Source organism: Klebsiella sp. 141162, from assembly GCF_050600755.1.
Classification (GTDB): domain Bacteria; phylum Pseudomonadota; class Gammaproteobacteria; order Enterobacterales; family Enterobacteriaceae; genus Klebsiella; species Klebsiella aerogenes.
On sequence record NZ_JAQIRI010000007.1, the window covers coordinates 132,757 to 145,656 of the forward strand.

Below are 12,900 nucleotides of genomic sequence, written 5' to 3' on the forward strand. Positions count from 1 at the left end.
ATCCTTATTTCTGTACCACTATATTTTCTTGTGATGGATCAACGTGTTGCATCTGCAACTTCTCTGTCGCGATCCGTTCAACCCGACTGTGATCGCCAAGGGCGTTCTCTTCGAGGATCAGGTTGCGCCATTCAATATCCAGAGCGTCACGCTCCAGAACTAATTGTTCACGCTGCGCGGTTAACAGACGGGTATGGTGCGCCGTCGTCACCACGGTCACTGCCGTTATGATGATGCAAATGAACAGGCAGAGTGGCAGCTTCCCAAACCGCAGAAGATCGTCCCCGATGACGCCAGGCAAGGCATGGCGCTCGTTGCTTCCTAACGATCCTTTAACTTTGCTTAAGGCTACTGTCACTCTGCCGATCATGCGTTCGTCCTCTCTGCGATACGCAGCACTGAACTACGGGCGCGTGGATTCTCTGCCACCTCTTCTTCGCCCGGCATCAACTTGCCTAGTGCTCGCAACTGACGGCCGCCCATTTTCCTGAGCTGCTCTTCAGTCATCGGGATCCCTGCTGGAACCTGCGGACCGCGGCTTTGCTCACGCATAAAGCGCTTCACAATGCGGTCTTCCAGCGAATGGAAACTGATAATCGACAGCCGACCACCGGGGGCCAGCACGCCGAGCGAGCTTTTTAGCGCCTGCTCTATCTCCTCCAGTTCACTGTTCACCCAGATGCGCACCGCCTGGAAGGTACGGGTCGCGGGATGTTTGTGCTTATCTTTCACCGGCGTTGCCGCCGCGATAACTTCCGCCAGCTCTTTGGTACGGGTCATCGGCTCAATGCGGTTACGCTCAACGATCGCGCGCGCGATACGTTTACCGAAACGCTCCTCGCCAAAGGTTTTGATGACCCAGGCGATGTCGGCTTCTTCGGCGGTCTGTAACCATTCGGCGGCGGACTGACCGCGAGTCGGATCCATGCGCATGTCCAGCGGACCATCGCGCATAAAGGAGAACCCGCGTTCCGCGTCGTCCAGCTGCGGTGAAGAAACACCAAGATCGAGAAGGATACCGTCGATCTTGCCGGTAAGATTGCGCTCGGCGACGTAGTCAGCCAGCTGCGAGAAAGGACCATGTACGATGGAAAAGCGTGGGTCATCGATGGTTTGCGCAACGGCAATAGCCGTCGGGTCGCGATCGATTGCCAGCAGGCGCCCTTCCGCCCCCAGTTGGGAGAGGATCAGACGCGAGTGACCACCGCGGCCAAAGGTTCCATCAATGTAGATACCATTTGGACGAATATTCAGGCCGTTAACGGCTTCATCCAGAAGTACCGTAGTGTGTTTAAAATTTTCCATCATTTTATAAAGACAAATCCTGCAGGCGCTCCGACAGTTCACCGGTAGCGGACTGCTCAGCGTCGATATCTTCCTTGACCCGTTGATACCAGGTCGTTTCATCCCACAGTTCAAATTTATTAAACTGTCCGACCAGCATCACTTCTTTTGTCAGCCCGGCATGTTGCCGCAGCACCGGCGCGATTAGCAATCGTCCGGCGCTATCCATCTGACATTCGCTGGCATGCCCCAAAAGCAGGCGCTGTACGCGCCGCTCAACGGGATTCATGCTCGACAAACGCGACAATTTTTGCTCAATGATTTCCCATTCAGGCAAAGGATAAAGCAGCAGGCACGGGTGATGAATGTCAATGGTGCACACCATTTGACCAGAAGCATCCTCGATCAGCCCGTCGCGGTAGCGCGTCGGTACGGCCAAACGGCCTTTACTGTCGAGATTGACTAACGTTGCTCCACGGAACATGCCAGCCTCACCCCTTTTCGCCACTTTACCCCACAAATTCCCACCTAAAGGAGTTTACGGAGCGGAGGAAAAGCTTGTCAAGCCAGCACTAATGCCAACGGAGCGCAAAAACCCATTATTTACAGCCGATATTAGCCCTGATGAATAAATCACCAACAAACGAGGCAAATTAACGTTATGAATACGTGTAAGAAAATAACCAACAAACTCGTAACAGTTAAAAGCGACAAAATATCTTCAGCGGGAAAATATAAAGTGTCAGTTTGCGACGCGAGCGGCATTTTAGGCCATTCTGATGTCCGTTAACAGTGCCTGTTGTGGACGGATAAGCACTTGTGCCGCGGCCTGACGCTCTCAGATGCGATGAAGGTAGGATAAAGCGATTGTTAATTCAGCAATTATTCCGATGAATGTAACAAAATAATACTAACAAAGGGTATTGCGCATTTTCTTGCACCATTTGGATACAAAAAAATCTTTCTCAGGAATAAAACAAAATAAGGCGTAAAGAAGTTTAGGGATTTGTCTGAAAGCGAATAGATTTACGAATCTCTACGTAAATTGTATGGAATATCGCCAGATGCTAATCCATCTGGCGAATAACCTACGAAGAATCTTAACCTTTTTTCGCTAATGGATCAGCGGCGATTCAAACTTCCGCGATGATAAAGGTTACGACGAATACGGCTTAAGCCTGGTTTTGGCTTACGCGGTTCATCCAGGCTTGCCAGTACAATCTCTAAAACACGCTCGGCAACGTCGCGGTGACGCTGCGCGACCGCCAGCACCGGACACTGCAGGAAATCGAGCAGTTCGTTATCGCCGAAGGTGGCGATGGCGAGTTCGGATGGCAGTTTGCCTTCACGGCGCAGCGTGACGTCCATCACTCCCTGCAGCAGCGGGAAAGAGGTGGTGAACAGCAGTTGCGGCATCGGATGCGTTTCCAGCCATTTCTCGAAAAGATGGGCCGCAGCTTCGCGTTCGTAGCTGTTGGCATACAGGAAGTTCACTTCCCGCGGATCATCCTTCCACGCCGAACGGAACCCCTGCTCACGCAGGAAACTCACCGACAGCTCCGGCAGCGCTCCCAGATACAGCACATTGTCGCCGGGGAATTTGCGCAGCTCGGCAGCGAGCATTTCGGCGTCGTCCTGGTCCGCACCGACGACGCTGGTAAAGTGTTCACGATCGAGCGCGCGGTCAAGCGCGACAATTGGGAAGGGATCGTTCGCCCAGCGCTGATAAAACGGGTGCTCCGGTGGCAGCGAAGTCGATACAATAATCGCGTCCACCTGACGCTGCAGCAGATGCTCAATGCAGCGCATTTCGTTGTCCGGCTGATCTTCCGAGCAGGCGATCAGCAACTGGTAGCCGCGCTGACGCGCCTGACGCTCCAGGTAGTTCGCAATACGGGTATAACTGGTATTTTCGAGATCCGGGATTACCAGACCAATTGAACGCGTGCGTCCTGCGCGCAGGCCAGCAGCGACCGCATTCGGGTGGTAGTTATGCTCGCGCACCACCGCCATCACCTTCTCGACCGTTTTATCGCTGACGCGATACTGCTTCGCTTTGCCATTAATCACATAGCTCGCGGTGGTTCTTGAAACACCGGCCAGCCGGGCGATTTCATCCAGTTTCACAATTGCCCCTTGGGTAAGAAGTACAAAAAACAACCATTAAATAGATATACTCATTAGAGTATAGAGATCCATTTTTATAACATCTAAACGCAGAATAGTTAGCGCGGCAACCGCTTTCGTCCACAGTTCCTACGGAATTCGCAAAAAAATAACCCGACAGTTTGTGTCGGGCTATTTTTACGTCATTTTTACAGCGTTTAGCGCATAATTTTATCGCCACGCGACAGGCCGACGACACCGGAGCGCGCCACTTCAACAATGCGCGCGACGTCGCGCAATGAGGCCAGGAAGGCATCCAGCTTATCGCTGGTTCCTGCCAGCTGCACGGTATAGATAGAAGGCGTCACATCAATAATCTGCCCGCGAAATATCTCGGTGTTGCGTTTCACCTCTTCACGGCCATAACCGCTGGCCTGCACTTTAACCAGCATGATTTCACGCTCGACGTGGGAGCCCTGGCCCAGTTCGCTGACCCGCAGCACATCCACCAGCTTATGTAACTGCTTTTCGATCTGCTCAATCGCTTTCTCGTCGCCCACCGTCTGGATGGTCATGCGGGACAGCGTCGGATCGTCGGTTGGCGCTACCGTCAGGCTTTCAATATTGTAGCCGCGTTGGGAAAACAGGCCGATCACCCGGGATAATGCCCCCGATTCGTTCTCCAGTAATACAGATAATATCCGGCGCATAATCAGGTTCTCTCCGTTTTGCTCAACCACATTTCGTCCATGCCGCCGCCGCGGATCTGCATGGGGTAAACATGCTCGCTACCATCAACCGTAACATCAACGAACACCAGACGGTTATTACGTACCTGCTCCAGCGCTTCCGCCAGTTTAGCTTCCAGCTCTTGCGGCTCGCTGATGCGAATACCGACGTGGCCATACGCCTCGGCGACGCGCACGAAGTCCGGCAGCGATTCCATGTAGGACTGCGAATGGCGGCCGGAATAGAGCATATCCTGCCACTGCTTCACCATCCCGAGGTAACGGTTATTCAGGTTCAACACCAGCACAGGTAGTTCATACTGCAGGGCGGTGGAAAGCTCCTGAATGTTCATCTGGATGCTGCCGTCCCCGGTCACGCAGATGACGGTTTCTTGCGGTAGCGCCATCTTCACGCCCAGCGCCGCAGGCAGGCCAAAGCCCATCGTGCCGAGGCCGCCGGAATTAATCCAACGTCTTGGTTTATCGAATGGATAATAGAGCGCGGCGAACATTTGATGCTGGCCAACGTCGGAGGTCACGTAAGCATCACCGTTGGTCAGGCGCCAGATAGCCTCGATTACCGCCTGTGGTTTAATCTTGCCGCTTTGCGTGTCGTATTGCAGACAATGACGGGAACGCCACTGTTCGATCTGCTGCCACCAGTCGCGGATCTCATCCAGCGGCTGCTGGCTCTCTTCCTGCTCAAGCAGATCAAACATCTGGTCGAGCACCTGCCGCGCGTCGCCAACGATCGGCACATCCGCAGGGACGGTCTTGGAGATCGACGTAGGATCGATATCAATATGCAGCACCGTGGCGTTCGGGCAATACTTAGCCAAATTGTTGGTGGTGCGATCGTCAAAGCGTACGCCGACTGCAAAAATAACGTCGGAATGATGCATGGTCATGTTGGCTTCATAGGTGCCGTGCATCCCCAGCATGCCAAGCGCCTGCTGATGAGTCGCCGGAAAAGCGCCTAAGCCCATTAATGAAGAGACAACCGGTAACTTCAACTTTTCGACCAAGGTACGCAGCTGTGCTTCGCACTGCGAATTGATCGCCCCGCCACCGACGTATACGACCGGTTTTTTCGCCGCCACCAGCGTTTGCAACGCACGTTTGATCTGACCTTTATGCCCGCTGGTTGTCGGGTTGTAAGAACGCATGCTGACCGCATCCGGCCAAACGTAAGGCAGCTTTTTCGCCGGATTAAGAATATCCTTCGGCAAATCGACCACTACCGGCCCCGGTCGGCCGCTAGCCGCCAGCCAGAACGCTTTCTTTAAAATGCCGGGAATATCTTCAGTCTGTTTCACCAGGAAGCTGTGTTTGACCACCGGGCGCGAGATACCGACCATATCGCACTCCTGGAAGGCATCGTAGCCAATCAGCGAGGTGGCGACCTGCCCGGAAAGAATAACCAGCGGAATAGAATCCATGTAAGCCGTTGCGATACCGGTAATAGCGTTAGTCGCTCCCGGGCCGGAGGTCACCAACACCACCCCGACTTCGCCGGTCGCGCGCGCCAGCCCGTCAGCCATATGCACCGCCGCCTGCTCATGGCGCACCAGCACATGGTCTATGCCGCCGAGGGTATGTAATGCATCGTAGATATCGAGGACCGCGCCTCCGGGATAGCCGAATACTTGCTTGACGCCCTGATCGACAAGCGATTGGACGACCATCTCGGCTCCTGACAACATCTCCATGGTTTGCCTCCAGGCTTTTTGTTTTCACGACGGCGGAAGTCATTTTCCGCGCGCGTCGTATGATGCGCCGCCATCGGCAGCGCATTGAAGTGAACAACTTGCTGTGCATTACCATAACTGCTCGCCAACAGGCAGGCAATTCGCCTGGCGGCGTCTGGAGCGCGTCTCAAAAGCAGAAAAGAAAGCATATGGAGAAATATATGGAGGATTGCTTCAGGAATAGAAAAATGAGACAGCCAATACTCGGGGAAAATGGCTTACGGCAGAAAATCATCCATTTTTCACCGTCGGGTTGCGAGAACCCGCGGTGATAAACAGAATAATATTCTGCTTTTTTAATGTTTACTCAGATAAGCTGGAACTTCCGTTCCCCTTTGTGGATGAGGACAATTAGCGCTGGCAGATATTCGCCAGTAACTCTTCCATCCATTGATGGCCTTTATCACGACCGGCCGCTTCGTGCCATGAAAGGAAGCAGGTGCGGCTATTTACCTTCAGCGGCAGCGGTAATATCTGCAGGTCTAATTTATCCGCGAATTCATTGGCTAACCAGCGTGGCGCTATCGCCACCATGTGGGTTTGCGAAACCACGTTTAATACGCTAACCATGGCATTACCCTGATAGGCAATGCAGGATTGTTTATCCACGGAGTCATACCACGGCTGGCTAAATGAAGCATAACGATCCAATGCGACGACCGCGTGCTCTTCCTGATAAATATCCGCTTCCGTTAACGGCCCGGAAATACGCGGATGTTTACGGCTGGCAACCAGAACCATTTCATCTTTGAATAAAGGTATGCAGGCGAACTCCGGACGACGGAACTCTTCATAGCCGATAACAAATTCAATTTCCTGATAACGCAGCTGATGTTCGGTGTTTTGATGTAGCGCTGATTTAAAGACCAGATGAATATTTGGCGCGATTTCACCAACTTTATTAAATATTAGCGAGGTTAAGTAATTATCCAATGGGCTACAAACGCAGAGGTTAAATACGCGCTCGCTGCTCAGCGGTTCAAAGCCGGAACCCGGCAGCTCATTTTGCACCAGTTGCAATGCCTGGCGTACCGAGCCGAACAGCTGATAGGCCCGCGCTGTTGGCTGAATGCCGCGCCCATAGCGAACAAACAGTTCATCATTAAACATCACCTTAAGGCGAGAGACCGCGTTACTCACCGCCGGTTGGGACATCCCGAGAGTGTGGGCCGCACGGGTAATATTTTGTTCCTGCATCACCGCATCAAACACGGTCAGCAGGTTGAGATCCACCATCCGCAGTTGTGGTTTAACGACTTCCTGTCCCGGGGCTGATTTATATTCAGTATTTTCAATTAACATATCTAACTCCACCGTCACGCTAAATTCCTTTTACCAAAGTGCAGTAATTAATTAAGACAATATCATTTATCATGCATATTAAATCTGCAAAAGGGTAAAATGGAATTTTAGGAATATATCAAGGTTATGAGTAGCGACGAAAAACCTCACAGGACATCACCGGAACCCGCCTAAAACATATCATTTACTTGATGATATAAAGTGTACCCATAGATCACAGGAATAAACAACACCACTATTAGTTAATTACAATTTAAGTATCAATTAACTATCTAGTTTATCCCTGCGATTAATTAACACTTTGTTATCCTTCCTTTTGTCTAAACCCCTCAAAATCAGCGATGAGAATGCCATTAATCTCTTATCTTTCATTAAGATAACAATGGAACCCTCTCTCATATTTTTCATCCCCTTTATGATAAAAAATTTTTCTAATTGTTTTATTTTTCCAGGGGCAGATGAATGTCTCAAATAGGATCGTCGGTAAAACAAGGGATAATCCAGCACAATTAGCTAATTCACCAGGCTGGTGAAAAACAGTTTTTATCTTGCCTGGGGTTGACATCAAAACCGCTATCCAGTAACTCTAAAAGCATATCGATTTCAACTGGAGTATGACGCATGATTCGCACCACTCGTTTCACCAGCCTACTACTACTAAACGCATCCATTGTGCGCGGTAGGCTGTTGGGCGACGTTCAGCGTTAAGTCATCTTCCAGCAAGACACTAAACCCGCGCCATTGCGCGGGTTTTTTTATGCTCGAAGCAAGGCGCCAGGCAACAGATTAAGGATCTAAACCATGAGCCAGCAAGTCATTATTTTCGATACGACCTTACGTGATGGTGAACAAGCGTTACAGGCCAGCCTGAGCGTGAAAGAGAAGCTGCAGATAGCCATGGCCCTCGAACGTATGGGCGTCGATGTGATGGAAGTCGGTTTCCCGGTTTCTTCCCCAGGCGATTTTGAATCGGTGCAGACCATCGCTCGCACCATCAAAAATAGCCGCGTGTGCGCGCTGGCTCGCTGCGTTGAGAAAGATATCGACGTGGCGGCGGAATCCTTAAAAGTGGCGGAAGCATTCCGTATTCACACCTTCATCGCCACCTCACCGATGCACATCGCCACCAAGTTGCGCAGTACGCTGGATGAAGTCATTGAGCGCGCAATTTACATGGTGAAACGCGCACGTAACTATACCGATGACGTCGAATTTTCCTGTGAAGACGCAGGCCGTACGCCGATCGACGATCTGGCTCGCGTTGTCGAAGCGGCTATCCGCGCCGGCGCCACGACCATTAATATCCCGGATACCGTCGGCTACACCATGCCGTTCGAATACGCCAACATCATCAGCGGTCTGTATGAACGCGTACCAAACATTGATAAAGCGATTATTTCAGTCCACACCCATGATGATTTAGGCATCGCCGTCGGTAACGCCCTCGCCGCCGTCCACGCTGGCGCGCGTCAGGTAGAAGGCGCGATGAACGGTATCGGCGAACGCGCCGGTAACTGCGCGCTGGAAGAGGTGATCATGGCGATCAAAGTGCGCAAAGACATTATGAACGTGCACACCAACATCAATCACCACGAAATCTGGCGTACCAGCCAGACCGTCAGCCAAATCTGCAATATGCCTATCCCGGCTAACAAAGCCATCGTCGGCACCGGTGCCTTCGCCCACTCTTCCGGTATTCATCAGGATGGCGTGCTGAAGAACCGCGAAAACTACGAAATCATGACCCCGGAATCCATCGGCCTGAACCAGGTACAGCTGAACCTGACTTCACGCTCCGGTCGCGCGGCGGTGAAACACCGTATGGAAGAGATGGGCTATAAAGAGAGCGACTACAACCTGGATCATCTGTATGACGCGTTCCTGAAGCTGGCGGATAAAAAAGGCCAGGTCTTCGACTACGACCTGGAAGCGCTGGCGTTCATCAATAAGCAGCAGGAAGAGCCAGAGCATTTCCGTCTCGACTACTTCAGCGTCCAGTCTGGCTCGAGCGATATCGCTACCGCCTCTATCAAGCTGGCCTGCGGTGATGACATCAAAACCGAAGCCGCCAACGGCAACGGCCCGGTTGACGCTATCTACCAGGCTATTAACCGCGTGACGGACTACAACATCGACTTAGTGAAGTATGGCTTAAGCGCCAAAGGTCACGGCAAAGATGCGCTGGGTCAGGTTGATATCGTCGTGGAATACAACGGTCGCCGCTTCCACGGCGTCGGCCTGGCGACCGATATCGTCGAATCGTCAGCAAAAGCGATGGTACACGTGCTGAACAACATCTGGCGCGCCGCCGAAGTCGAAAAAGAATTGCAACGCCAAGCTCAGAATAAAGAGAACAACAAGGAAACCGTGTAATGTCGAAGAATTATCATATTGCCGTTTTGCCGGGTGATGGAATTGGCCCGGAAGTGATGAACCAGGCGATGAAAGTACTGGAAGCCGTTCGTAACCGTTTTTCAATGCGTATCACCACCAGCCAGTACGACGTTGGCGGCATCGCCATCGACCGTCAGGGCATGCCGCTGCCGCAAGCCACCGTTGATGGCTGCGAGCAGGCAGACGCGATTCTGTTCGGTTCCGTCGGCGGTCCGAAGTGGGAACATCTGCCGCCGGCCGAACAGCCGGAACGCGGCGCGCTGCTGCCGCTGCGTAAGCACTTCAAATTATTCAGCAACCTGCGCCCGGCTAAACTGTATCAGGGGCTGGAAGCGTTCTGCCCGCTGCGCGCCGATATCGCCGCCAACGGCTTCGACATTCTGTGCGTGCGCGAACTGACCGGCGGCATCTACTTCGGTCAACCGAAGGGCCGCGAAGGCAGCGGCCAGCATGAAAAAGCTTTCGATACTGAGGTATACCACCGCTTTGAAATCGAGCGTATCGCGCGTATTGCCTTTGAATCAGCGCGCAAGCGTCGTCATAAAGTGACGTCAATTGATAAAGCCAACGTCCTGCAGTCTTCTATCTTGTGGCGCGAAATCGTCAACGAGATTGGCAAAGAGTATCCGGATGTCGAGCTGGCGCATATGTATATCGATAATGCCACCATGCAGCTTATCAAAGATCCGTCGCAGTTCGACGTCCTGCTGTGCTCGAACCTGTTTGGCGACATCCTGTCCGACGAATGCGCGATGATCACCGGCTCTATGGGCATGTTGCCGTCCGCCAGCCTCAACGAGCAAGGTTTTGGCCTGTATGAACCAGCGGGCGGCTCGGCGCCGGACATCGCAGGCAAAAATATCGCCAACCCGATTGCGCAAATCCTGTCGCTGGCGCTGCTGCTGCGCTATAGCCTGGATGCCGGCGACGCGGCGAGCGCCATTGAACGCGCTATCAACCGCGCGTTAGAAGAAGGCATTCGTACCGGCGACTTAGCGCGCGGTACGGCGGCGGTCAGTACAGATGAAATGGGCGATATCATTGCCCGCTATGTCGCGGAAGGGGTGTAATCATGGCGAAGACGTTATACGAAAAATTGTTTGATGCGCATGTGGTATACGAAGCGCAGAACGAAACCCCGCTGCTGTATATTGACCGCCATCTGGTGCACGAAGTCACCTCTCCGCAGGCGTTTGACGGCCTGCGCGCGCACGGTCGTCCGGTGCGCCAGCCGGGCAAAACGTTCGCCACCATGGATCACAACGTCTCAACGCAGACCAAAGATATCAACGCCTCCGGCGAAATGGCCCGTATTCAGATGCAGGAGCTGATTAAGAACTGCAAAGAGTTTGGCGTTGAGCTGTATGACTTAAATCACCCGTTCCAGGGCATCGTACACGTCATGGGCCCGGAACAGGGCGTCACCCTGCCGGGGATGACCATTGTTTGCGGTGACTCCCATACCGCCACACACGGCGCGTTCGGCGCGCTGGCGTTCGGTATCGGCACATCCGAAGTGGAACACGTATTGGCGACCCAGACCCTGAAACAGGGTCGCGCGAAGACCATGAAAATCGAGGTTCGTGGCAAAGCGGCGCCGGGCATTACCGCCAAAGACATTGTACTGGCGATCATCGGCAAAACCGGTAGCGCCGGCGGTACCGGTCACGTGGTCGAATTCTGCGGCGAAGCCATTCGCGACCTGAGCATGGAAGGCCGTATGACCCTGTGCAATATGGCAATCGAAATGGGCGCCAAAGCGGGTCTGGTCGCGCCGGACGAGACGACCTTCAATTACGTGCAGGGTCGCCTGCACGCGCCGAAGGGCCAGGATTTCGCCGACGCGGTGGAATACTGGAAAACGCTGAAAACCGACGATGACGCCACCTTCGATACCGTAGTCACGCTGCAGGCGGAAGAGATTGCGCCGCAGGTTACCTGGGGCACCAATCCAGGCCAGGTCATCTCGGTCACCGATATTATCCCGGATCCGGCATCGTTCAGCGATCCGGTCGAACGCGCCAGCGCCGAGAAAGCGCTGGCCTATATGGGGCTGAAATCCGGCGTGCCGTTGACCGAGGTCGCGATCGATAAAGTCTTTATCGGTTCCTGCACTAACTCGCGAATCGAAGATTTACGCGCGGCGGCGGAAATCGCCAAAGGGCGTAAAGTGGCGCCGGGCGTACAGGCGCTGGTGGTTCCCGGTTCCGGCCCGGTGAAAGCGCAGGCGGAAGCCGAAGGTCTGGATAAGATTTTCATCGACGCCGGTTTTGAATGGCGCTTACCGGGCTGCTCCATGTGCCTGGCGATGAACAACGACCGCCTGAATCCCGGCGAACGTTGCGCCTCTACCAGCAACCGTAACTTTGAAGGCCGTCAAGGCCGCGGTGGACGCACCCATTTAGTCAGCCCGGCGATGGCCGCGGCGGCAGCGGTGACCGGCCATTTCGCCGATATCCGTAACTTGAAATAAGGAGACCATCATGGCAGAGAAATTTACCCAACATACTGGCCTGGTGGTTCCGCTGGATGCCGCAAACGTCGATACCGATGCGATCATTCCTAAGCAGTTCCTGCAGAAAGTGACGCGTACCGGCTTTGGCGCGCACCTGTTTAACGACTGGCGTTTCCTCGACGACCAGGGGCAGCAACCGAACCCGGAGTTCGTGCTGAACTTCCCGCAATATAAAGGGGCGTCTATCCTGCTGGCGCGTGAAAACTTCGGCTGCGGCTCCTCGCGCGAGCACGCGCCGTGGGCGTTGACCGATTACGGTTTCAAAGTGGTGATTGCGCCAAGCTTTGCCGATATCTTTTACGGCAACAGCTTTAATAACCAACTGCTGCCGGTGACGCTCAGCGATGAGCAGGTGGACGAGCTGTTCAAGCTGGTACAGGCGAGCCCGGGCATCAGCTTTGAAGTAGATCTTGAAGCGCAGGTGGTTAAAGCCGGGGATAAAACCTACAGCTTTAAAATCGACGACTTCCGCCGCCACTGCATGCTCAACGGTCTGGATAGCATCGGCCTGACGCTGCAGCATGAAGAGGCGATTTCCGCCTACGAGCGTCAACAGCCCGCCTTTATGAACTAACCTTTAAGCCCGGCGAGCAAGCCGGGCTTTCTCTTTGTGCTCCTCTCTGGCGCACATGACTACGTATAATTTATAGATAAATTTATCCTTCCCGTCCCTTATCGTGCATTTATACCGGCGTAACCGGGCTATTTTTGTTTATATCCACAATGACAAGTAAATAATCAGCAGAAGTATTTAAAACAAACCGCCTAATATGTGAATTAACAGTTAACTCCATAGAAAACCCCTATAGCTCAGCACAAAAAA

Annotated in this window: 12 protein-coding genes; 5 read left to right on the forward strand and 7 right to left on the reverse strand. The window is 53.2% G+C overall.

Annotated elements, in window-relative coordinates; genetic code table 11:
- Nucleotides 1-4: 4 nt before the first annotated feature.
- From ftsL to leuO, 7 genes are all read right to left on the reverse strand, one after another.
- Entirely contained in the window at nucleotides 5-370 is a 366-nt protein-coding gene (gene ftsL / locus PGR23_RS18565; RefSeq protein ID WP_015704398.1) for a cell division protein FtsL, read from the reverse strand.
- Nucleotides 367-1,308 carry a 16S rRNA (cytosine(1402)-N(4))-methyltransferase RsmH gene (rsmH, locus tag PGR23_RS18570; protein WP_396279921.1) on the reverse strand — a complete coding sequence of 314 codons (942 nt, stop codon included), beginning with the start codon at nucleotides 1,306-1,308 and terminating at the stop codon, nucleotides 367-369. Before rsmH ends, ftsL begins: the two co-directional genes overlap by 4 nt.
- A gap of 1 nt (nucleotide 1,309) precedes the next feature.
- Nucleotides 1,310-1,768, reverse strand: coding sequence for a division/cell wall cluster transcriptional repressor MraZ (gene mraZ / locus PGR23_RS18575; protein ID WP_015368255.1), 459 nt, complete (start codon nucleotides 1,766-1,768; stop codon nucleotides 1,310-1,312).
- Nucleotides 1,769-2,406: 638 nt separating this feature from the next.
- Nucleotides 2,407-3,411 (reverse strand): catabolite repressor/activator, encoded by a 1,005-nt coding sequence (gene cra, locus PGR23_RS18580; RefSeq protein ID WP_045390003.1) that lies wholly within the window; start codon nucleotides 3,409-3,411, stop codon nucleotides 2,407-2,409.
- Nucleotides 3,412-3,608: 197 nt separating this feature from the next.
- A complete protein-coding gene (gene ilvN, locus PGR23_RS18585; RefSeq protein WP_015368257.1) occupies nucleotides 3,609-4,100 on the reverse strand; it encodes an acetolactate synthase small subunit in 492 nt (163 codons plus the stop codon).
- Between the two features lie 2 nt (nucleotides 4,101-4,102).
- On the reverse strand, nucleotides 4,103-5,827 hold the full coding sequence (gene ilvI / locus PGR23_RS18590) for an acetolactate synthase 3 large subunit (protein WP_032706640.1): 1,725 nt from the start codon (nucleotides 5,825-5,827) through the stop codon (nucleotides 4,103-4,105).
- 390 nt (nucleotides 5,828-6,217) lie between these two features.
- Complete coding sequence (gene leuO, locus PGR23_RS18595) at nucleotides 6,218-7,186, reverse strand: transcriptional regulator LeuO (protein ID WP_015368259.1); 969 nt, start codon at nucleotides 7,184-7,186, stop codon at nucleotides 6,218-6,220.
- 603 nt (nucleotides 7,187-7,789) lie between these two features.
- On the opposite strand from leuO, the gene leuL reads away from it, so the two are divergent.
- From leuL to leuD, 5 genes are all read left to right on the forward strand, one after another.
- A complete protein-coding gene (leuL, locus tag PGR23_RS18600; RefSeq protein ID WP_020079614.1) occupies nucleotides 7,790-7,876 on the forward strand; it encodes a leu operon leader peptide in 87 nt (28 codons plus the stop codon).
- Nucleotides 7,877-7,969: 93 nt separating this feature from the next.
- A complete protein-coding gene (leuA, locus tag PGR23_RS18605; protein WP_015368261.1) occupies nucleotides 7,970-9,541 on the forward strand; it encodes a 2-isopropylmalate synthase in 1,572 nt (523 codons plus the stop codon).
- Entirely contained in the window at nucleotides 9,541-10,632 is a 1,092-nt protein-coding gene (leuB, locus tag PGR23_RS18610; RefSeq protein WP_015368262.1) for a 3-isopropylmalate dehydrogenase, read from the forward strand. The genes leuA and leuB overlap by 1 nt, the downstream gene beginning before the upstream one ends.
- A 2-nt stretch (nucleotides 10,633-10,634) precedes the next feature.
- On the forward strand, nucleotides 10,635-12,035 hold the full coding sequence (gene leuC, locus PGR23_RS18615) for a 3-isopropylmalate dehydratase large subunit (protein WP_047065212.1): 1,401 nt from the start codon (nucleotides 10,635-10,637) through the stop codon (nucleotides 12,033-12,035).
- Between the two features lie 10 nt (nucleotides 12,036-12,045).
- The gene (gene leuD / locus PGR23_RS18620; RefSeq protein ID WP_045389996.1) at nucleotides 12,046-12,651 is read left to right on the forward strand and encodes a 3-isopropylmalate dehydratase small subunit; all 606 of its coding nucleotides are present in this window, start codon (nucleotides 12,046-12,048) and stop codon (nucleotides 12,649-12,651) included.
- The last annotated feature ends 249 nt before the right edge of the window (nucleotides 12,652-12,900 follow it).

Excerpts from the sequence above, each read along its gene's own strand:
- leuD (WP_045389996.1), top strand. The coding sequence starts at position 12,046 with ATGGCAGAGAAATTTACCCAACATACTGGCCTGGTGGTTCCGCTGGAT.
- ilvN (WP_015368257.1), bottom strand. The coding sequence starts at position 4,100 with ATGCGCCGGATATTATCTGTATTACTGGAGAACGAATCGGGGGCATTA.
- leuB (WP_015368262.1), top strand. The coding sequence starts at position 9,541 with ATGTCGAAGAATTATCATATTGCCGTTTTGCCGGGTGATGGAATTGGC.
- rsmH (WP_396279921.1), bottom strand. The coding sequence starts at position 1,308 with ATGATGGAAAATTTTAAACACACTACGGTACTTCTGGATGAAGCCGTT.
- ftsL (WP_015704398.1), bottom strand. The coding sequence starts at position 370 with ATGATCGGCAGAGTGACAGTAGCCTTAAGCAAAGTTAAAGGATCGTTA.
- leuA (WP_015368261.1), top strand. The coding sequence starts at position 7,970 with ATGAGCCAGCAAGTCATTATTTTCGATACGACCTTACGTGATGGTGAA.
- ilvI (WP_032706640.1), bottom strand. The coding sequence starts at position 5,827 with ATGGAGATGTTGTCAGGAGCCGAGATGGTCGTCCAATCGCTTGTCGAT.
- leuL (WP_020079614.1), top strand. The coding sequence starts at position 7,790 with ATGATTCGCACCACTCGTTTCACCAGCCTACTACTACTAAACGCATCC.
- leuC (WP_047065212.1), top strand. The coding sequence starts at position 10,635 with ATGGCGAAGACGTTATACGAAAAATTGTTTGATGCGCATGTGGTATAC.
- mraZ (WP_015368255.1), bottom strand. The coding sequence starts at position 1,768 with ATGTTCCGTGGAGCAACGTTAGTCAATCTCGACAGTAAAGGCCGTTTG.